This window comes from Streptomyces sp. NPDC048600, assembly GCF_055587025.1.
Genome location: NZ_JBVJGZ010000032.1, coordinates 14,959 through 34,139, shown reverse-complemented (window position 1 = coordinate 34,139; position 19,181 = coordinate 14,959). Strand labels below are relative to the sequence as shown.

General features: G+C 68.5%; 23 protein-coding genes and 1 pseudogene. 14 read left to right on the top strand and 10 right to left on the bottom strand.

What is annotated here, in order from left to right:
* Positions 1-27 precede the first annotated feature (27 nt).
* Both ACZ6SQ_RS32480 and ACZ6SQ_RS32475 read right to left on the bottom strand, forming a co-directional pair.
* On the bottom strand, positions 28-1,086 hold the full coding sequence (locus ACZ6SQ_RS32480; RefSeq protein WP_469568459.1) for a hypothetical protein: 1,059 nt from the start codon (positions 1,084-1,086) through the stop codon (positions 28-30).
* Between the two features lie 15 nt (positions 1,087-1,101).
* A complete protein-coding gene (locus ACZ6SQ_RS32475) occupies positions 1,102-1,620 on the bottom strand; it encodes a hypothetical protein (protein ID WP_469568457.1) in 519 nt (172 codons plus the stop codon).
* Between the two features lie 226 nt (positions 1,621-1,846).
* Between ACZ6SQ_RS32475 and ACZ6SQ_RS32470 the strand changes: the two genes are divergently transcribed.
* Both ACZ6SQ_RS32470 and ACZ6SQ_RS32465 read left to right on the top strand, forming a co-directional pair.
* On the top strand, positions 1,847-2,083 hold the full coding sequence (locus tag ACZ6SQ_RS32470; RefSeq protein ID WP_469568454.1) for a hypothetical protein: 237 nt from the start codon (positions 1,847-1,849) through the stop codon (positions 2,081-2,083).
* A gap of 178 nt (positions 2,084-2,261) precedes the next feature.
* Positions 2,262-2,678 (top strand): hypothetical protein, encoded by a 417-nt coding sequence (locus ACZ6SQ_RS32465; protein ID WP_469568452.1) that lies wholly within the window; start codon positions 2,262-2,264, stop codon positions 2,676-2,678.
* A 269-nt stretch (positions 2,679-2,947) separates the two neighbouring features.
* Here the strand turns inward: ACZ6SQ_RS32465 and ACZ6SQ_RS32460 are convergent, their stop codons facing one another.
* The 7 genes from ACZ6SQ_RS32460 to ACZ6SQ_RS32430 all read right to left on the bottom strand — a co-directional run bounded on the left by ACZ6SQ_RS32460 (position 2,948) and on the right by ACZ6SQ_RS32430 (position 6,895).
* Positions 2,948-3,298, bottom strand: coding sequence for a hypothetical protein (locus ACZ6SQ_RS32460; RefSeq protein WP_469568450.1), 351 nt, complete (start codon positions 3,296-3,298; stop codon positions 2,948-2,950).
* A 105-nt stretch (positions 3,299-3,403) separates the two neighbouring features.
* Positions 3,404-4,051 carry a hypothetical protein gene (locus ACZ6SQ_RS32455; RefSeq protein ID WP_469568448.1) on the bottom strand — a complete coding sequence of 216 codons (648 nt, stop codon included), beginning with the start codon at positions 4,049-4,051 and terminating at the stop codon, positions 3,404-3,406.
* A 64-nt stretch (positions 4,052-4,115) separates the two neighbouring features.
* Positions 4,116-4,475 (bottom strand): hypothetical protein, encoded by a 360-nt coding sequence (locus ACZ6SQ_RS32450; protein WP_469568446.1) that lies wholly within the window; start codon positions 4,473-4,475, stop codon positions 4,116-4,118.
* 65 nt (positions 4,476-4,540) lie between these two features.
* Entirely contained in the window at positions 4,541-4,831 is a 291-nt protein-coding gene (locus ACZ6SQ_RS32445) for a hypothetical protein (RefSeq protein ID WP_469568444.1), read from the bottom strand.
* A gap of 125 nt (positions 4,832-4,956) precedes the next feature.
* Positions 4,957-5,532, bottom strand: a complete 576-nt coding sequence (locus ACZ6SQ_RS32440; RefSeq protein WP_469568442.1) for a phage tail tube protein — start codon at positions 5,530-5,532, stop codon at positions 4,957-4,959.
* A gap of 134 nt (positions 5,533-5,666) precedes the next feature.
* A complete protein-coding gene (locus tag ACZ6SQ_RS32435; protein ID WP_469568439.1) occupies positions 5,667-6,074 on the bottom strand; it encodes a hypothetical protein in 408 nt (135 codons plus the stop codon).
* A 365-nt stretch (positions 6,075-6,439) separates the two neighbouring features.
* Positions 6,440-6,895 (bottom strand): helix-turn-helix domain-containing protein, encoded by a 456-nt coding sequence (locus tag ACZ6SQ_RS32430; protein WP_469568437.1) that lies wholly within the window; start codon positions 6,893-6,895, stop codon positions 6,440-6,442.
* A 222-nt stretch (positions 6,896-7,117) separates the two neighbouring features.
* Between ACZ6SQ_RS32430 and ACZ6SQ_RS32425 the strand changes: the two genes are divergently transcribed.
* The 8 genes and pseudogenes from ACZ6SQ_RS32425 (at position 7,118) to ACZ6SQ_RS32390 (ending at position 15,181) form a co-directional block, all read left to right on the top strand.
* On the top strand, positions 7,118-7,891 hold the full coding sequence (locus tag ACZ6SQ_RS32425) for a hypothetical protein (protein ID WP_469568435.1): 774 nt from the start codon (positions 7,118-7,120) through the stop codon (positions 7,889-7,891).
* Positions 7,888-8,070, top strand: a pseudogene (locus ACZ6SQ_RS32420) (MerR family transcriptional regulator); the annotation flags it as partial. The gene ACZ6SQ_RS32425 and the pseudogene ACZ6SQ_RS32420, both read left to right, overlap by 4 nt.
* Before the next feature lie 184 nt (positions 8,071-8,254).
* Positions 8,255-8,758 (top strand): DUF1707 and DUF4190 domain-containing protein, encoded by a 504-nt coding sequence (locus ACZ6SQ_RS32415; protein ID WP_469568431.1) that lies wholly within the window; start codon positions 8,255-8,257, stop codon positions 8,756-8,758.
* 607 nt (positions 8,759-9,365) lie between these two features.
* The gene (gene rpsL / locus ACZ6SQ_RS32410; RefSeq protein WP_003948652.1) at positions 9,366-9,737 is read left to right on the top strand and encodes a 30S ribosomal protein S12; all 372 of its coding nucleotides are present in this window, start codon (positions 9,366-9,368) and stop codon (positions 9,735-9,737) included.
* A 2-nt stretch (positions 9,738-9,739) separates the two neighbouring features.
* Positions 9,740-10,210 carry a 30S ribosomal protein S7 gene (gene rpsG / locus ACZ6SQ_RS32405; protein WP_003992340.1) on the top strand — a complete coding sequence of 157 codons (471 nt, stop codon included), beginning with the start codon at positions 9,740-9,742 and terminating at the stop codon, positions 10,208-10,210.
* A 39-nt stretch (positions 10,211-10,249) separates the two neighbouring features.
* Positions 10,250-12,376 carry an elongation factor G gene (gene fusA, locus ACZ6SQ_RS32400; protein WP_389336598.1) on the top strand — a complete coding sequence of 709 codons (2,127 nt, stop codon included), beginning with the start codon at positions 10,250-10,252 and terminating at the stop codon, positions 12,374-12,376.
* 156 nt (positions 12,377-12,532) lie between these two features.
* The gene (tuf, locus tag ACZ6SQ_RS32395) at positions 12,533-13,726 is read left to right on the top strand and encodes an elongation factor Tu (protein WP_469568429.1); all 1,194 of its coding nucleotides are present in this window, start codon (positions 12,533-12,535) and stop codon (positions 13,724-13,726) included.
* 297 nt (positions 13,727-14,023) lie between these two features.
* Positions 14,024-15,181 (top strand): acyltransferase family protein, encoded by a 1,158-nt coding sequence (locus tag ACZ6SQ_RS32390; protein WP_469568426.1) that lies wholly within the window; start codon positions 14,024-14,026, stop codon positions 15,179-15,181.
* On the opposite strand, the gene ACZ6SQ_RS32385 is transcribed toward ACZ6SQ_RS32390, so the two are convergent.
* Positions 15,169-16,569, bottom strand: a complete 1,401-nt coding sequence (locus ACZ6SQ_RS32385; RefSeq protein WP_469568425.1) for a hypothetical protein — start codon at positions 16,567-16,569, stop codon at positions 15,169-15,171. The genes ACZ6SQ_RS32390 and ACZ6SQ_RS32385 overlap by 13 nt on opposite strands.
* A 528-nt stretch (positions 16,570-17,097) precedes the next feature.
* On the opposite strand from ACZ6SQ_RS32385, the gene rpsJ reads away from it, so the two are divergent.
* Genes rpsJ through rplW form a run of 4 tightly spaced genes read left to right on the top strand, consistent with a single transcriptional unit; the run spans position 17,098 to position 19,155 of the window.
* On the top strand, positions 17,098-17,406 hold the full coding sequence (rpsJ, locus tag ACZ6SQ_RS32380; RefSeq protein ID WP_003948644.1) for a 30S ribosomal protein S10: 309 nt from the start codon (positions 17,098-17,100) through the stop codon (positions 17,404-17,406).
* 17 nt (positions 17,407-17,423) lie between these two features.
* On the top strand, positions 17,424-18,068 hold the full coding sequence (gene rplC, locus ACZ6SQ_RS32375; RefSeq protein WP_062706771.1) for a 50S ribosomal protein L3: 645 nt from the start codon (positions 17,424-17,426) through the stop codon (positions 18,066-18,068).
* 8 nt (positions 18,069-18,076) lie between these two features.
* Complete coding sequence (gene rplD / locus ACZ6SQ_RS32370; RefSeq protein ID WP_386377315.1) at positions 18,077-18,736, top strand: 50S ribosomal protein L4; 660 nt, start codon at positions 18,077-18,079, stop codon at positions 18,734-18,736.
* Complete coding sequence (gene rplW / locus ACZ6SQ_RS32365; protein ID WP_356692146.1) at positions 18,736-19,155, top strand: 50S ribosomal protein L23; 420 nt, start codon at positions 18,736-18,738, stop codon at positions 19,153-19,155. Before rplD ends, rplW begins: the two co-directional genes overlap by 1 nt.
* Positions 19,156-19,181 lie beyond the last annotated feature (26 nt).

Genomic DNA, 19,181 nt, shown 5'->3' with positions numbered 1-19,181 from the left:
GCGACGCGGCTGGGACCCGTCGCAGCACTAGCGCCGGGCGAGCTGGCGTCCGCCGAGGAACACGGCGCGGGCGATCTGCTGGGAGTCGACCTGGACGATGACCGGGCGGTCGGCGAGGCGTTCCACGGCGGCCGTGAGGGTGCGCAGTCCGCCGCCCTGCCCGAGCATGCGCTCCAGCTTGGGCAGCGGGATGACGGCCTCGCTCTCGCCCGCCTCGCCGATCAGCGCGAGGGTACCGCCGGAGCGGGCCTGGACCAGGCCACCGGCCGCGAGGTGGGGGACCGGGACGTGCAGGCTCGGGAAGCCGAAGGAGCGGCCGCCGAACTTGGGCACCCAGCCGGGGATGCTGATCTTGATGTTGGCGAGTGCGCCGAGCAGCCCGTTCACGGCCACGGCGAGGCCGGTCATCGGGGCGAGCATGGCGTTGCCGAGGCCCCTGAGGACGGGGCCGGCGTTGCCCGCCATACCGCTCACCGCCGAGCCCATGACCCGCATGGCGGTCGACACGGTCCGCCGGAGCACGGCGGTGACCTTGTCCATGTTGACGAACTGGGCGATGAGCGGCGCGGCCAGGGCCATCACCAGGCCGAAGGGGTTGGCGGCCATCGCCAGGTTCAGCCCCCGCTGCGCCAGCGAGGCGCCCTTGAGCCCCCTGCCCAGATTGCCCATCGACTTCCCGCCGGTGTCGGCGTTCTTCGCGGCCTTGCCGACGGACTTCTCGACGGCGTCGGCCTGCTTCTTCACGTTCTTCAGCTCGCCCTGAGCACCCTTGGCCGCGGACTTGAGCCTGTCGAGGGAGGACTTGAGCTTGTCGGAATTGGTACGAGCCGTCCCGAACTTGTCGCCCGCGTCCCGAGCCCCCGACCTGACCTTGTTGAGACCGGAGTTGGTCTGGCCGAGTGTTGTCTTGAGCTTCCCGGCCGAGGTGTTCAGCCGGTCCGATCCCGCACGGAACCGGTCCAGTGAGGTCCCTCCTGTGGCGGCGGCAGACCGCAGTTTCCCCGCGGCGGACACCGTTTGGGAGATGGAATTGCGAAACTTCGCGAGTGATCCGGAGGCGGTGATCGCGCTTTGTGCCAGTGACATCGAGTACTCCTAGGGTCAGGCGATCTGACGCGAGGCCGTCCGAACGTCCTTGGTGAGTTCGATCAGAGATTTCGACAGAGAGATGGAGGCCTTCTGGAGATTCCTGACCCGGTCCACGTCGATCGTGGTGATGGGGATCTCGGCCGCGTCCGGGTTCGCGGACTTCTTCCGAGGGATTCCTTGATCGTCCCGTTCGTATCCTCGCTTTCTCAGCACGGAGGTAACGAACGCCTCTTTGTCGATGAAGTTGCTGACGAGGAAGCCGACCACGATTGCTCCCAGCCCGGACCATGCGGCCAAGCTGGAGATTTTGAACCCCTCGATCGCCTTGACAATCTCATCCAGACCGAAACCGATGGACTTTGCCCAGGTCTCCCACTGTGAAGGCTCATCCTTCTTCGGGGGCGCTTCGGCGGGCTTGCTGCCGAGCTTCTTTTCGATGAAGTCCCGCGAGGCTATTCCGCCTCCTGATTCCAGTATCTTCTTGATCTCGATAACCCGAGCGTGCACTTCGTCGATCGAGTGCTGGGACATGGTTGCACCTCCTTGACACGACTGTATTGGAGTGATAGAAGGGGTTGGATTGTCCGTAGCCTGAGGGGGCGTTGTGGCCGGGCCTGCGATTCCGATCGCATTAATTGCGGGGTTTGTGCTGTTTTTTTCTTCAGGGACCTACTGGCGAGGACGTGCGCTGCGGTCGCGTGGGATCCGTACGCGGGCGAGATGTGTGAACTCGCGGAATGAGAACGGCAGGACTGAGTTGCTGGTCCAGTTCTCGGTCGAGGGTGGGGTCAAGCGCGCTACCGTCGGGCCGTTCAAGTGGTCACCTGCTTCCGCGGGCGGCACCATCGAGGTCGTTTATGACCCCCGTGATCTGAGCAACGTCCTGACGCCTGCCGAGATGACGAACGGCAGAGTTGCTTTGCTTCTCACCATCATGTCCAGCACGCTTATCCTTCTGTGCTTCACAGTTCTGGCTGTCGATCTCCTCGGTTGATGCCGACGGGGAACGGCCGGTGTTTTTCCTGTTCCGTTGCGGGCGTTTCTGCTTTCGCCGTGCGTGACCTGAGAGGCCTCCGTTTCCGCTCCCGCCGGCCCGCGGGGCTTTTACCGCACGGCGCCACGTGCACAGGGTTGGACCCGGCAGCGTGCTGGTGACATGGATGGGGCGGAACATGTCCGGCAGAGGCGACCAGAACAACTATTTCTCCGGCCGCAAGTCGCGCATTCTCCTGGAGTCTGGACAATGTGAAGAAGTGCGGATTATTCGCGGTTGGAAGATGCAGGGGCGCTGGAAAGTACGGTTCGTTGCGATGTCCGTGAGGCCGCTGCCGGTGGAGGCCAAGGGGAAAGCCTCGCGGTTCTTCCAATGCCCGGCGCCTGGGACGCGGATCGCCGTGGAGTTCGGCGATATCGGGGGACGACTGGGCGTCTATGACGAGCGGGGGCGGTGCGTCCGTGTGCTCGCGGGGCGCAGCCACCGGTTCGACGATGTCGTCACCGTCCCGGATGTGAAGGACGTGCTCGCTGTGGAGGGGCCGACCTTGAAGTGGGGACCGATGACCAAGTGGTCCTTGCGGGTCCAGAGCTAAGGGCTCGCGGCAGCGCATTCCCGGTTCAGGCTGTGCTCACGGCGTGCTCATCGAGCGACTCGAAGCAGCCATTTCCGCGTCTCCGTCGGGGAACTCGGGCGATATGGCCGGGCCTGCGATTCCTGTCGCAGTGATTGCGGGGTTTGTGTTGTTCTTTTTCGTCGGGGATCTACAGACGAGGTCGCACGTCCAGTGCGCTTCTCCTTCTGTGCTTCACAGCTCTGGCCGTCGATCTCCCTGGCTGAAAAGGGCGGGAGGTCGAGCCGTTCTCAGAGCGAATCGTCGTGCGGATGGGGGCGGGCCGTCGGTGATTCCGAGAGGTGGGGGCGGGGGAGCGTGTCGGAGCCGGAGGGGCGGGGCCGGGCCTGCGGGCGTGGTTCCGTCCTGGCCTCCGCCCTGCGGCGCTCGTCGTGTTCGCCGCGGTCCCGCCAGCCGTGCGCGTACGCGGTGAACTCGCGCTTCTCGATCTCCGACCTGGTGGTGATCACCAGGTCGGGGGGCAGGGGCCGGCCCTTGAAGCGTGCGGCGAGGGCCTGCTGGAGTTCCGGGGGAGCCTCGGTGTCCTCGGCGTCCTCGGCGTCCTCGGCCTTGCCCCACACCGTGCCGTCGTCCCTCGTCACGACCCGCATCCCTCCGTATCGCCCCGTCGGTAATCGAACATGTGTGCGATAACTGAGGAAGCTTACCTCACGCACAGGCCAAGGACCGGGAAGGTCCTGGCGGTTTCAGGCCACCTCGTACGTCCCGCAGATCCGGATCGCACCGCCGCTGGCCCACGCCGTGCCGAGCACCCCTGTGTGAGCGATCTGGCTGAGGGACGGGGACGTCGCCGACGTCGGGCCCCACAGCGAGTACGTCGTGGCACCGGTGCTTCCCGGCTGGGCGGAGAGCGCGGCGCGGCCCCCGGCGACGGTCGCCACGCCGTGGAACTGGATCGGGCCACCGAGCGCCCCGGCCGTGAGCGGCAGGGAGAAGCTGTAGAAGCCGCTGCCGTAGGTCGTCGTCGTACCGAACGTCACCAGGTTGGTGAAGTGGCAGACCTTGCCCACCACGGCGTACTTGCCGGTCAGCGTGCCGTTGCCGAGCACGGGTGCCGTGGTCTCGGCGGCCCAGACGGGCGTGTACGTGTTCCAGGCCCCGAGCGCGATCCACGCGGAACCGGTGTAGTAGCTGAGCGTGCCGGGAGCGGAGAGCCAGGCGACCATGCCGGCCACCGGGGTGGTGACCGCCGAGTCCCGTTCGGCGGCCGTCGCGTAGCGCAGGACCGTCCGGCCGTCGATGCCCTCCGCGAGGGACTGGAGGTGGAGGGGGAGGTTCGCGGTGTCGGTGGGCTGCGGATACGGCAGTCCGCCGAGCGGGGTGTAGAGCGTCATGGGTGCATCACTCCTGCGAGGGGATCTCGGGCCGACGTCGGATCGGTCCTGGGCGCTCGGGACTTCAGTCGAAGAACCGGACCAGTTCGGTGGAGCTGGGACCGGAGGGTTCCGCCGGGCCGGGACCGCTGGGCTCGGCGGTGGACCCGGTCCGTGGCGGGAGCGGCTGCTCGGCTCCCGGCCGCGGTACCGGCTCGGGGTAGGGCAGCGGCTCCGCGTCCTCGTCCCGGTTGACGGTCGCGAACATCCAGTTCGCCTCGGCGAGTTGGTCGACGGCGGCGGCGAGCAGATAGTCCGTGACCGTCCACTCGGGCGACTCGCCGTGTGTCTGTCTCAGGGTCGCGCTGTCGCGTGGCAGATGCCTGACCAGCACCGCGAGCCGGCGGGAGGACAGCCGGCCGCGGTGCCGGTCGAGCAGGTCCACGCCGTAGTGGCGGAGCAGGTCCGCTTCAAGGGCCTCGGCGTGCTCGTCGACGAACTCGCCGAGGCTCAGCCTTCCCCCAGGCCGAGCCCGGTCTCCTTGCCGTACGCCTCCAGGATCGCGGCGATGTCCTGAAGGGTGACCTCGTGCCGGTCGAAGCGTTCGAACTGCGCCTCGCCCAGCAGTACGCGCAGCAGTCCGTCCACGTCGTCGTCGTCGAGTGCGCGCAGCGCGTGGGCGGTCCCGCGGGTCAGCTCGGTGGGGAGCGTGAAGGTGTCGCCGTCGATGGTGAAGGACCAGGCGCGGCCGAGGGCCTCCTGGCGCTGTGCGCGGGCCGCTGTGACGTCGAATGCCGCCATGTGTCAACTCCGGAATTCTAGGAAGAAGGTGCGCTGTCGCCGGTGCCCGGGGGACAGCCGCGGGCGCGCCGACGCCGAGACCGTGGTCGCCTCGGCGTCGGAGCGCCCACCGGGGGAGGGAAGGATCAGCCGGCGGCGTACGCCGCGTCCTTCATCAGGAAGGTGGCCAGCGGGGTGGCGTCGTCGACGGCCAGCGCGCTGAAGGTGACGCCGAGCTTGATGGAGGCGTTGCGGGTGAGCGACAGCTCCTCGGAGTCCGTGACGTGGCCGCGCGGGATGACGAACCGGTAGGTGACGGCGGTTCCGTCGGTGAACTCGATGCCCAGCGCCTTCTCGTTGATCTTCGGGGAGGTCGCCACGTCGTACTTGTAGACGCCGGAGTTGGCGACGGTCTCGGTGATGGTGCCGCCACCCATGAAGAAGGGCAGGGTGTCCTCGTTGAGCTGCATCATCTGGAACTTGACCGTCAGGTCGCGGTCCGAGTAGATGAACCGGGCCGGGGAGAGCGACTGCCAGGTGTCGACGGGGTCCAGCTTGTCCTTCTTCGACAGCTTGATGCCGTCGGTGGAGGTGTAGCCGAGATCCTTCCACGCGGCGCTCCAGGCGACGGTGGTGTCGGCGGGGGCGGCCGTCTCGGCCGGGGCGACCAGGATGCGACCGCTGCCGGCGACCCGGATCTCCTTGACGCTGTTGCCTGCCATGGGTGACTCCTCTGAATCGAATCTGAATCGAAGGTGTGCGGTGCCATGTCCGGATCCGGACATGACGAAGGCCCTGCCGGTGCGGTGGCGGCCGGGCAGGGCCTGATCGGGGTGAGCGGGGCCGGGTGGCGCGCTCAGACGGGCTGGAGGGCCAGCCGGACCGTGGAGTAGTAGCGGTTCGCCGCCGCACGGTTCCAGTCGGGCAGCCAGCGCGGGCCGTCGGCCTCGACGACGTCGGCCACGTAGGTGGTGTCGTACGTCGTCCCGCGCAGGGCGAGCAGTGCGGAGCGGACCTTCAGGGCCAGCGTGTGCGCCGCGGTCTTGTCGGGGCCGTAGACCTCGAAGTCGACCAGCGGCTGGTCCAGGTGCTGGTCGTCGGTCCAGGCCCCGCCGGCGCGGGAGACCAGGACGACCGGCTGGGCGCCGGTGAATCCGCTCGGCGGAACGTTGTCCACGGTGGCGGTGGCGAGTTCGGTGCGGTTGGTCAGGAAGTCGACGACGAGTTGCTCGACGTCGGCGAAGGTGACCGCCGGATCGGCCACGAGTGGCCTCCCTTCTGTCAGGCCGGCGGAACAAGCCGGTGAAGACGGGCGGATGTGGAACGCACATACGCATCGCGGATACGAGACGCACATACGAAACGGCGGGCCGCTTGCCGGTCGTGGGCACAGCTCCGCCGCTGCACCAACTGTGACATGTTGCGAGCGCGAGCGCAACTATCTTCGCCCCTCGCGGTCCGGCGGTGGGCGCGCAGGGATCCCCCAGAAGCGCGGGTGCCGTCCGGCTGTGAATACCTGACTTCGTACGACCGCGTTTTGTGACACTCCTCGGCCCCGGAACGTCACATGCCCCGCCACATCGGGGATGCGGCGGGGCATGGAGGGGTGAGGTGCGGAGGACGGGTGGGTCAGTCGGTGCCGGCGGATGCGCCTCTCCCCGTCGCCGTCTCCGTACCGTCGGGCAGGAACTGCTGCACGATCCTGACGAACATCTCGCGCCGGTCGGCCGGTACGCCCAGCAGCTCGGCGACCTCCTCCGGTGTGGGGCGACGGTCGTACGCGGCGCCGGGCGCGGGCGTGCTCACGTAGTCGTCCGGGTCGGACAGCTCTTGCGCGGTCAGCCGCCCCGAACGGATGAGCATCTCGCGCACGGGTACGTCGAGCGCCCTGGCCAGTCTGCGCGTGGTCTCCAGGTCGGGCATGCTCTGCCGTTGCAGCAGCCGGGTGACGGCGGCGCGATGCACCCCGGCCTCGTCCGCGATCCGCGACTTGCCTCCTCCGCGCGGGCTGTCGATGTCGTATCCGCGGCCGCGCATCAGGTCTTCGATCCAGGTGGCGAACCTGTCCAGATTCTGACTGCTCATGTGCTCCTCGTCCCCTTTCGGAGGGCCTGAGTTTAGCTTGCTTGCGCGCGCGGTATTACCTGTCGTCTGCAGGTGCTGTGAAAAAGCGGTGCAGGTGGGGGGTTTGGCGGGGCGGGCTCGACCGAGGGTGCCGAAGGGATCTCCCAAGACTTATTGCGTGCGAGCGCGCAATCTGTGAAGCTGGGGAAGCCTGATCGACATCCGCTCCACCTGGGAGGTCCCATGTCCGTCGCCGGTTCGTCGCCGGAAGCCGCGTCGCCCTACACCGGCAGACTGCCCGGCCGGGCCGACGCCCTTGGCGAGTCCGGGGCCCGTGGCGAGCCCGATGCCCGCCCCGGCGCCCAGGCCGCCGTCTGGATCAGCCTGCTTCTCCAGCAGTTCCCGGAGCTGTCCGCCGAGCTCGTGCCGGGCCGCACCTCACCGGACCGCCCGCGCGTCCCGCCGCCCCCACCCGCCGACCTCGCCCGGCGACTCCGCGAGGAACGCGCCGAGGCCCTGCTCCTCGAACAGCGGCACGGCCAGGTCGTCCCCGGTTACAGTGCCGCCCCCCTGCGCCTCAACGTCTCCGACGCCCTGCGTGACATCACCGACGGGGTGGTGGAGCTGGAGGGGGCCGTCCGTGACCGGCTCGGCCTGCCGCGTGCCCGCCGGGCTCAGGTGCCCGAGCGGCTGCTGCGGATCGCCGCACTGCTCGACGCCATGGACGCCGACCCCGTACTGGGTGCTCATGTAAGGGACGAGACGCGCCGCATGGCCCGGCGCTGCGCACGGGCGCTCGGCGACACCGAGACCGTCGTCCGGGTGTCGGGGCGCTGCCCCTGCTGCGACTCCGTCTCACTGCGCGCGTTCCCCGACCGCGGCGCCGTCTTATGCATCAACCCCGGGTGCCGTTGTGCGGACGACCTCTGCGGCTGCCAGGACGACCCGTCCTACCGGCACACATGGGACGAGGGGGAGTGGCGGCGTAGGGCCACGGAACCGGAGGACGCCCGGTGAGCGGCGCGGCGGATCTGCCGGCCCTGATCCCCGGCCCGCTCGCGGCCAGGGAGGCCGGTGTCGCACCGGCCACCATCCGTAAGTGGGTCCAGCTGGGCCGCCTCGTCCCGGTGGCCAAGGCCGGACGGGCCCAGCTGTTCCGGCTGGAGGACGTCTTCGCGGCCGAGCGGGCGGCTCGCGGCACGAAACACCGGGCGCGCCGGGCGGCTGTACACCCCGTGCATCCCGACGACCCCGAGGGTCTGCCGACCCCCGGAGCTGAGGTCCTCCCCGGAGCCGAGGGTCTTCCCGGCTCGCCCCGGTGACGGTCCGCGCGTGCGGGCGGCATGATGGAGAGCGCACAGTCTGGGGAGGTGCTCTTCGGTGTCGTATCCCGCATGGCAGCCGTGGGGCGGCCAGCCCCCTTCCTCCCTGCTCGCCTCCACCGCCGACCGCGAGCGCGCGGTCGATGTCCTGCGGGCGGGCTTCGCCGAGGGCCGGCTGGAGCGCGGCGAGTTCGAGCAGCGCGTCGAACGGGCCTACACCGCCCGCACCCAGGGCGAGCTGGCCCTCCTCGTCGCCGACCTGCCCCAGGGGCCGGTGCCGCAGCGGTCGGCCGTGCCCGCGGCATTCGTCCCGGTGGCCCGGCCGAGGACCAACGAGAAGGCGGTGGCGGCGGCGGTCTGCGGGGGGCTGGTGTTCTTCACCGGCGGGCTGACCGGGGTCCCGGCGGTCGTTCTCGGGCATGCCTCGCGCGGCGAGATCCGCCGGACCGGTGAGAGCGGTGACGGACTCGCGTTGGCCGGACTGATCCTGGGGTGGATGGCCCTGGGCGCGTGGGCGCTGGTGCTGCTGACGCTGATCGTGCTGGCGGTCGCCCTGGTGTGACGAGTGCGGTCCCGGCTGCGCGGCCCGCGGCCGCGGTGACCTCGGTCCGGCCTTCCGCGAGGAGGCCTGTGCGGCGACGGCTCGCGCGGGGCACCGGCTGGTCGGCCGACAGAGCCCTGGGCAACAGGATCCGGCCACGGGAAGCCCGCGGCACTCAGCCTGCGGCATCAAGCCCCCCGGCGCGGAGCGTCGCCGCCAGGAGGCACGCCGCAGCGTGGGCATGTCCATGCCCGGTCGGGCGGAACGCGGTCGGTCGGGGAGCGCGAGCCTGGAGAATTGGGCGATATGCCCGAAGTGTGCCACCCTGGAAGGTCGTTGACGGCCTGTCCGGCAGGGCGGGGGTGAAAACCGCAAGTCGGGCAGGTCGGGCCCGGTTCCATTTGTTTTGACCGCAGCGAATGAGGTAGGTACGCTCAGTCCTTGTGCCTGGGGTGTGCCCTGGCTCTCGTGCGTGCCTTCAACCGCATAGCGAGCTGTGAGCGGCCACCGCAATCTGTGCTCTTTTCGCCTCACGGCGAAAGTCCGCCGGATTCGACACACCCGACCGCGTGGGTCGGCGACGTTCCAGGTTAGCTTCACCATTCGGCACACAGAAACCGGAGAAGTAGTGCCTACGATCCAGCAGCTGGTCCGTAAGGGCCGGCAGGACAAGGTCGAGAAGAACAAGACGCCCGCACTCGAGGGTTCCCCTCAGCGTCGTGGCGTCTGCACGCGTGTGTTCACGACCACCCCGAAGAAGCCGAACTCGGCCCTGCGTAAGGTCGCGCGTGTGCGTCTGACCAGCGGGATCGAGGTCACCGCTTACATTCCGGGTGAGGGACACAACCTGCAGGAGCACTCCATCGTGCTCGTGCGCGGCGGCCGTGTGAAGGACCTGCCGGGTGTTCGCTACAAGATCATCCGAGGCTCGCTCGACACCCAGGGTGTCAAGAACCGCAAGCAGGCCCGCAGCCGCTACGGCGCCAAGAAGGAGAAGTAAGAATGCCTCGTAAGGGCCCCGCCCCGAAGCGCCCGGTCATCATCGACCCGGTCTACGGCTCTCCTCTGGTGACCTCCCTCATCAACAAGGTGCTGCTGAACGGCAAGCGCTCCACCGCCGAGCGCATCGTCTACGGCGCCATGGAGGGTCTGCGTGAGAAGACGGGCAACGACCCGATCATCACGCTGAAGCGCGCGCTGGAGAACATCAAGCCGACCCTCGAGGTCAAGTCCCGCCGTGTCGGTGGTGCGACGTACCAGGTTCCGATCGAGGTCAAGCCCGGTCGTGCCAACACGCTCGCGCTGCGCTGGCTCGTCGGTTACTCCCGCGCCCGTCGCGAGAAGACCATGACCGAGCGTCTGCTCAACGAGCTTCTCGACGCTTCGAACGGCCTCGGTGCGGCCGTCAAGAAGCGCGAGGACACGCACAAGATGGCCGAGTCCAACAAGGCCTTCGCGCACTACCGCTGGTAGTCGCAGTCCACATCGAGACCGAGAGAAGACTGAAGCCTTATGGCTACCACTTCGCTTGACCTGGCCAAGGTGCGCAACATCGGCATCATGGCCCACATCGACGCGGGCAAGACGACCACCACCGAGCGGATCCTGTTCTACACCGGCGTTTCGTACAAGATCGGTGAGGTCCACGACGGCGCCGCCACCATGGACTGGATGGAGCAGGAGCAGGAGCGTGGCATCACGATCACCTCTGCTGCCACCACCTGTCACTGGCCGCTCGAGGACGTCGACCACACCATCAACATCATCGACACCCCGGGTCACGTCGACTTCACCGTCGAGGTGGAGCGCTCCCTGCGCGTGCTCGACGGTGCCGTGACGGTGTTCGACGGCGTCGCCGGTGTCGAGCCGCAGTCCGAGACCGTGTGGCGTCAGGCGGACCGCTACGGCGTTCCGCGTATCTGCTTCGTCAACAAGCTCGACCGCACCGGTGCCGAGTTCCACCGCTGCGTCGACATGATCTCTGACCGCCTGGGCGCTCAGCCGATCGTGATGCAGCTGCCGATCGGCGCCGAGGCCGACTTCAAGGGTGTCGTCGACCTCGTCACCATGAAGGCCTTCGTGTGGTCCGCCGAGGCCACCAAGGGCGAGATGTACGACATCGTCGACATCCCGGACACCCACACCGAGGCTGCCGAGGAGTACCGCGGCAAGCTGCTCGAGGCCGTGGCCGAGAACGACGAAGAGATCATGGAGCTGTACCTGGAGGGCGCCGAGCCTTCCGTGGAGCAGCTGTACGCCGCGATCCGTCGCATCACCATCGCCTCCGGCAAGTCCAAGGACACCACGGTCACCCCGGTGTTCTGCGGTACCGCGTTCAAGAACAAGGGCGTTCAGCCCCTGCTCGACGCGGTCGTGCGCTACCTCCCCTCCCCCCTGGACGTCGAGGCCATCGAGGGCCACGACGTGAAGGATCCGGAGACGGTCGTCAAGCGCAAGCCGTCCGACGACGAGCCGCTGTCGGCGCTGGCGTTCAAGATCATGAGCGACCCGCACCTCGGCAAGCTCACCTTCGTCCGGGTCTACTCGGGCCGCCTGGAGTCCGGCACCGCCGTGCTGAACTCCGTCAAGGGCAAGAAGGAGCGCATCGGCAAGATCTACCGCATGCACGCGAACAAGCGTGAGGAGATCGAGTCGGTGGGCGCCGGCGACATCATCGCCGTCATGGGTCTGAAGCAGACCACGACCGGTGAGACGCTGTGCGACGACAAGGCCCCGGTCATCCTGGAGTCCATGGACTTCCCGGCGCCGGTCATCCAGGTCGCCATCGAGCCCAAGTCGAAGGGCGACCAGGAGAAGCTCGGCGTCGCGATCCAGCGTCTGGCCGAGGAGGACCCGTCCTTCCAGGTCCACTCCGACGAGGAGACCGGCCAGACCATCATCGGCGGCATGGGCGAGCTGCACCTCGAGGTGCTGGTCGACCGTATGCGCCGTGAGTTCAAGGTCGAGGCCAACGTCGGCAAGCCGCAGGTCGCGTACCGCGAGACGATCCGCAAGGCCGTCGAGCGCGTCGACTACACGCACAAGAAGCAGACTGGTGGTACCGGCCAGTTCGCCAAGGTGCAGATCGCGATCGAGCCCATCGAGGGCGGCGACGCCTCGTACGAGTTCGTGAACAAGGTGACCGGTGGCCGTATCCCGAAGGAGTACATCCCTTCGGTGGACGCCGGTGCTCAGGAGGCCATGCAGTTCGGCATCCTCGCGGGCTACGAGATGACCGGCGTGCGCGTCACGCTGATCGACGGTGGCTACCACGAGGTCGACTCCTCCGAGCTCGCCTTCAAGATCGCCGGCTCGCAGGCCTTCAAGGAGGCCGCGCGCAAGGCTTCGCCCGTGCTTCTCGAGCCGATGATGGCCGTCGAGGTCACCACGCCCGAGGACTACATGGGTGAGGTCATCGGCGACATCAACTCCCGCCGTGGTCAGATCCAGGCCATGGAGGAGCGGGCCGGTGCCCGCGTCGTGAAGGGCCTCGTGCCCCTCTCGGAGATGTTCGGTTACGTCGGCGACCTGCGCAGCAAGACGTCCGGCCGCGCCAGCTACTCCATGCAGTTCGACTCCTACGCCGAGGTTCCGCGGAACGTCGCCGAGGAGATCATCGCGAAGGCCAAGGGCGAGTAACGCTCCGCGTTCCCACGCTTTAGGCTTGACTCCGGAGCCTCTCGGGGCAAACAACCGTGAACATGGATGTTTGCCCCGGGGCCCGGGACTTAACAGCAAAGATCACCTGGCGCCGTCGAAGTAAGGCGTACAGAACCACTCCACAGGAGGACCCCAGTGGCGAAGGCGAAGTTCGAGCGGACTAAGCCGCACGTCAACATCGGCACCATCGGTCACATCGACCACGGTAAGACGACCCTCACGGCCGCCATTACCAAGGTGCTGCACGACGCGTACCCGGACCTGAACGAGGCCACCGCGTTCGACAACATCGACAAGGCTCCTGAGGAGCGCCAGCGCGGTATCACCATCTCGATCGCGCACGTCGAGTACCAGACGGAGACCCGTCACTACGCGCACGTCGACTGCCCGGGTCACGCGGACTACATCAAGAACATGATCACCGGTGCCGCGCAGATGGACGGCGCGATCCTCGTGGTCGCCGCCACCGACGGCCCGATGCCGCAGACCAAGGAGCACGTGCTCCTGGCCCGCCAGGTCGGCGTTCCGTACATCGTCGTCGCCCTGAACAAGGCCGACATGGTGGACGACGAGGAGATCCTGGAGCTCGTCGAGCTCGAGGTCCGTGAGCTGCTCTCCGAGTACGAGTTCCCGGGCGACGACCTGCCGGTCGTCAAGGTCTCCGCGCTCAAGGCCCTCGAGGGTGACCCGGAGTACGTCCAGACCGTCCTCGACCTGATGAAGGCCGTCGACGAGTCGATCCCGCAGCCCGAGCGCGACGTCGACAAGGCGTTCCTGATGCCGATCGAGGACGTCTTCACGATCACCGGTCGTGGCACCGTCGTCACCGGTCGTATCGAGCGTGGTGTCCTCAAGGTCAACGAGACCGTCGACATCATCGGCATCAAGACCGAGAAGACCACCACCACGGTCACCGGCATCGAGATGTTCCGCAAGCTGCTCGACGAGGGTCAGGCCGGTGAGAACGTCGGTCTGCTGCTCCGCGGCATCAAGCGCGAGGACGTCGAGCGCGGCCAGGTCATCATCAAGCCCGGCTCGGTCACCCCGCACACGGAGTTCGAGGCCGCGGCGTACATCCTGTCCAAGGACGAGGGTGGCCGTCACACGCCGTTCTTCAACAACTACCGCCCGCAGTTCTACTTCCGTACCACGGACGTGACCGGCGTCGTGCACCTCCCCGAGGGCACCGAGATGGTCATGCCGGGCGACAACACCGACATGCGCGTTGAGCTGATCCAGCCCATCGCCATGGAGGAGGGCCTGAAGTTCGCCATCCGTGAGGGTGGCCGGACCGTCGGCGCCGGCCAGGTCACCAAGATCCTGAAGTAAGTCCCCGACTTGCTTGAGGGTCCTTGGGACCCGGTAGCTCCATCGAGCTCCAGAAGGGGCCCGCACGACTTCGGTCGCGCGGGCCCCTTCGCCGTTCCCGCGGCCCGGTGTCGGGTCGGCGCCGGTGCCGGTGCCGGTGCCGGTGCCGGTGCCAGGGGTTGCAAGAGGGGCCGGTGAAGTCTTGGGGAACGCTGTGGGGCCCCTGGGCGAGAGGTGGGGCAACATCGGGCCCATGCCTGGGCGAAATGGCAGCTTGTGTCCGCAAAGGGCGGAAACGGCCCCCGTAGCGTGCCGGGTGTGCCCAGACCGTCGATAGCCACGAGCGGTGTCGCCGTCGCCGAGCGGCCCGCGCGGACCCCGAGAACCCGCACCCCCGAGGCCCCGGCCGCGCCCCGCAGACGCCCCCGGCTCTACCTCGTCGACGGCATCCGGCTCGCCGCCGCCCTGCTGGTGGTGATGCACCACTTCGCCGGCACCGACCGGGCGAACCGGCCGGGCAACGCGTTCTGGGACCGGCCGGTGCAGGACATCATGCCGACGGTGTTCCGGGTGGCCTCCTACGGCTGGATCGGCGTCGAGATCTTCTTCGTGATCAGCGGCTTCGTGATCTGCATGTCCTGCTGGGGCCGCACACCCCGGCAGTTCTTCGTCTCGCGCGTGATCCGCCTCTACCCGGCGTACTGGTTCGCCGTGCTGTTCACCACGGGGGTGCTCGTCGCCCTCCCCGGCGTCTGGGACCGGCTCGCCGCGCGTGACGTGCTGATGAACCTCACCATGCTCCAGACCGGCTCAGGGGTCCCGCACGTCGACGCCGTCTACTGGACGCTCTGGTCGGAGCTGCGCTTCTACCTGCTGTTCCTGGTCGTCGTCGCCATGGGCCTCACCTACCGCAGGGTCGTCGCCTTCTGCTGCGTGTGGGGCGCCGCCGCGATGCTGGCGCCCATCGCGAAACTCCCGCTGATGACGCTCGTCGCCCAGCCCGACGGGGCCTGGTACTTCATCGCCGGCCTCGCCCTGTACCTGATGTACCGCTTCGGCCAGGACCTGCTGCTGTGGGGCATCCTCGGCATGAGCTGGCTGATGGCCCAGCACGAGATCGCCGAGCGCGTCGCCTACGAGGGCGTCTCCAGCTGGCGCGGCGCGGTGCTCGTCTACACCGTCTTCCTGCTGACCATGGTCGCCATCGCCCTGGGCCGGGCGGACCGCTTCCAGTGGCGGTGGCTCGCGACGGCCGGGTCCCTGACGTACCCGCTGTACCTGCTGCACTACGTCGTCGGCACGACGCTCATCGACCGCCTGCGCGACACCATGGACGCCCGGCTGCTGCTGCTCACGCTCACCGCCGGTTTCCTGGCGCTGGCCTGGCTGGTGCACCGGTTCGTGGAGCGGCCGGTGTCCCGGGCGATGAAGCGGGGGCTGGACGCGTCCTTCACACGGCTGCGTCAGCGGGCCTGAACGCTCCTCACCCGGGGGTCCGTGGACGTACGGCGTTCCCAGACCGGGTCGGTCCCGTCCGCCGAGGAACGGCCGAGGAACGGAACGAGAGCACCCGCCGCCACGGTCGCCGCGACCGGGAGGTAACCCGTCAGGTGCGAGGCCGTGCCCGTCAGCACCGGCAGCGCGCTCGCCGCGGCGGCCCCGCAGGCGGCGACGGTCAGCAGACGGGCCGTGGGTGTCGCCCGGCAGGCGCCTTCCCAGTCGAGCGCCGCGACCGACGGGTCGGTGTCGGCGAAGGCGACGACGCCGCCGGCGGTCAGGGCGCGGACGTCCGCCCGAAGGGCCTCGAAGCGGAACATCCGGCCGTCCGGGGCGATGTGGACGCCCGGCACCGGCCTTTTCTGGTCCGTCATCTCCCAGCGGCGGGCGAAGACCAGCCGGCCGCCGCCGTCGCCGAACTCCCTCGCCAGGGGCGCGATGTCGTCGCCCGCCACGAACAGCCGCAGGGTGCCGTTCGTGGTGTCGGCCTCCAGGGACAGGGTCGTGCCGGTCCTGGTGGTCCCCGCGCGGGAGCCGACCGTGGTGTGCTCGGCTCGCACCGCCGTCAGCCCGTTCACCAGGACCGCGTGCACCCGGCCCGACGCCGCGTCCTCCCGCAGCAGCCGTCGCGCCCCACGCTGCGACAGGACGAGGCGGGCCACCCACAGCAGGGCGCCGCCGCCGAGGGCGGCCATCAGGAAGCCGGGCCCGACGGCGAGCGGGGGACCCCAGATCCGCTGGTACGCGTGGACGTCGGAGCTGTCGTCCACCCAGCCGCCCAGCCGGGGCCGGCCGGGGGCATGCAGGATGTCCACCTGGTCACCGGGGTACGGCGCGGACAGCACGATGCCCCGGTCCACACGCAGCAGGGTGCCGTCCGTCAGCCTTGCGGTGAAGGACGCGTACCAGTACGAGGGTCCGTTCTTCACCGGCTTGACGCCGGTGGCCTCCTCGCTGCCGACCTCGGCGATCGTCGCCCGCGACACCCGCGCCCCGGCGTCCTGGATCGCGGCGAGCGTCCGGGACTGCCCGCCGTCCGGCTGCCAGGCGAGCAACTGTGCGCTGAGCAGGGCGTAAAGGGCGAGAGCCACCGCCAGACCGGGGCCGAACAGGGCGAGGCGCCTGCGGGGGATCACCCCGGGCACGGGGCAGGCGTCCTGCCCGTTCGGCGGCGGGCCGGTCATCGGCGCGCGTACGGTGGCCAGCACCCACCCCAGTCCGCACAGCAGGGCCGCGGCGAGCGCGACGATCACGTCCCAGCGGGGGACCGGGGCGCCGTACCGCAGCAGGGGCAGCAGGGCGGCGACGGCGCCGGAGACCAGGGCGGCCGTGGCGCAGCGGCGGGTCCAGGCGGTGGATCTTCCCATGGAGTGATCCAACAGTCGCCGCGGTCGCGTGTACAGAGAGAGCCTTCGGGCGTCACGGCCCAGCGGCGTCAAGGGTGTTCGCGGTGACGGGGCCGAGCCGTCCCGAGGCGACCTTGTGTTTGACCTGCGTCACTCTCGGGGTATTCTCTCCGGCCCGATTGGCGCCCGACGTGCCCCGTATGGCAGACTGTCGGAGTTGCTCGGTCGAGTGTTGATGCTGCGCGCCTCCCGCCGGGAGGACCGGAAGCGAGTCCCACAGTACTCGTCGCCCTAACTGCCACACGGCAGCACTGGGGCGGACGTACGGGAATCTTTCGGGAAGTGCTGTGCGGCACCGGCCAGGCACCCGGTGGGCCTTCCGCCCTCGGCTTGCGGTTCCGGTAGGGCCGTGTGCATTCCCGCAGGGATGTTCGAACAAGGGGCATCTTTGTCAGCGGGAGCGCGACACGCCCGACCGCGTGGGTCGGAGGAGCGGGACCAGGAACGCCGGGTTCCGGAGCGTACGAGACAAAGGACTACTGAGTAGCCATGGCGGGACAGAAGATCCGCATCCGGCTCAAGGCCTACGACCACGAGGTCATCGACTCCTCGGCGAAGAAGATCGTCGAGACGGTGACCCGCACTGGTGCGTCGGTCGCGGGCCCGGTGCCGCTGCCCACTGAGAAGAACGTGTACTGCGTCATCAAGTCGCCGCACAAGTACAAGGACTCGCGCGAGCACTTCGAGATGCGCACGCACAAGCGCCTGATCGACATTCTCGACCCCACCCCCAAGACCGTTGACTCCCTGATGCGACTCGACCTCCCGGCCGGTGTCGACATCGAGATCAAGCTCTGAGGGTCGGTGATCTGAGAATGGCTAAGCAGATCAAGGGCATCCTGGGCGAGAAGCTCGGCATGACGCAGGTGTGGGACGAGAACAACCGCGTTGTTCCGGTCACCGTCGTCAAGGCCGGCCCCAACGTCGTCACCCAGGTCCGCACGAACGACGTCGACGGCTACGAGTCCGTCCAGATCGCGTTCGGCGAGATCGACCCGCGCAAGGTGAACAAGCCCCTCAAGGGCCACTTCGCCAAGGCCGATGTCACCCCCCGTCGCCACCTCGTCGAGATCCGTACGGCCGACGCCTCCGAGTACACGCTCGGTCAGGAAGTCACCGCCGAGGTCTTCGAGGCCGGCGTCAAGGTCGACGTGACCGGCAAGAGCAAGGGCAAGGGTTTCGCCGGTGTCATGAAGCGTCACAACTTCAAGGGCCTCGGCGCCGGACACGGCACCCAGCGCAAGCACCGCTCGCCCGGTTCCATCGGTGGCTGCGCCACCCCGGGCCGCGTGTTCAAGGGCCTCCGCATGGCGGGTCGCATGGGCAACGAGCGGGTCACCACCCAGAACCTGACCGTCCACGCCGTTGACGCGGAGAAGGGTCTGCTGCTCATCAAGGGCGCGGTTCCTGGTCCGAACGGCGGCCTCGTCCTGGTCCGCACCGCGGCCAAGGGGGCCTGAGGTAACCGATGAGCACTGTTGACATCCTTTCGCCCGCGGGCGAGAAGACCGGTAGCGTCGAGCTCCCCGCGGAGTTCTTCGGCGTGGAGAAGGTCAGCATCCCGCTGATCCACCAGGTCGTCGTCGCGCAGAACGCGGCTGCCCGTCAGGGCACCCACAAGACCAAGACCCGCGGTGAAGTCCGTGGTGGCGGTCGCAAGCCTTACCGCCAGAAGGGCACCGGCCGTGCGCGCCAGGGCTCGACGCGTGCGCCGCAGTTCGCCGGCGGTGGCGTCGTCCACGGCCCCCAGCCGCGTGACTACTCGCAGCGGACCCCGAAGAAGATGAAGGCCGCGGCCCTGCGCCACGCCCTCACCGACCGGGCCCGCCACAACCGCATTCACGTCGTCACCGGCGTGATCGAGGGCGAGACCCCCTCCACGAAGGCCGCTCGCACGCTGTTCGGCAAGATCTCGGAGCGCAAGAACGTGCTCCTGGTCGTCGAGCGCGCCGACGAGGCCGCGTGGCTGTCCGCCCGCAACCTGCCCCAGGTCCACATCCTGGAGCCGGGCCAGCTGAACACGTACGACGTGATCGTCTCGGACGACGTGGTCTTCACCCAGGCCGCCCTGGAGTCCTTCGTGTCCGGCCCGAACAAGGCCAACGACACCGAAGGGAGTGACGCCTGATGGCTACGCGTCACCCGAGCATCGCCTCCAAGGCCGCCAAGGCCGCCAAGGCCGCGCGCGTCGCCAAGGCGCGTCGTCACGCCGCCGAGGGCAAGAACACGGTCGTCACCCCGGTCAGCAAGTCGTACACGGACCCCCGTGACGTGCTGGTCCGCCCGGTGGTCTCCGAGAAGAGCTACGCGCTCCTGGACGAGAACAAGTACACGTTCATCGTCGACCCGCGCTCCAACAAGACCCAGATCAAGCAGGCCGTCGAGGCGGTCTTCGAGGTCAAGGTCACCGGGGTCAACACGATCAACCGCATCGGCAAGCGGAAGCGCACCAAGACCGGTTTCGGTCAGCGCGCCGCCACCAAGCGCGCGATCGTGACCCTCGCCGAGGGCGACCGTATCGACATCTTCGGCGGTCCGACCGCCTGAGGGCGGTCCGGATCGTCCGATATCGG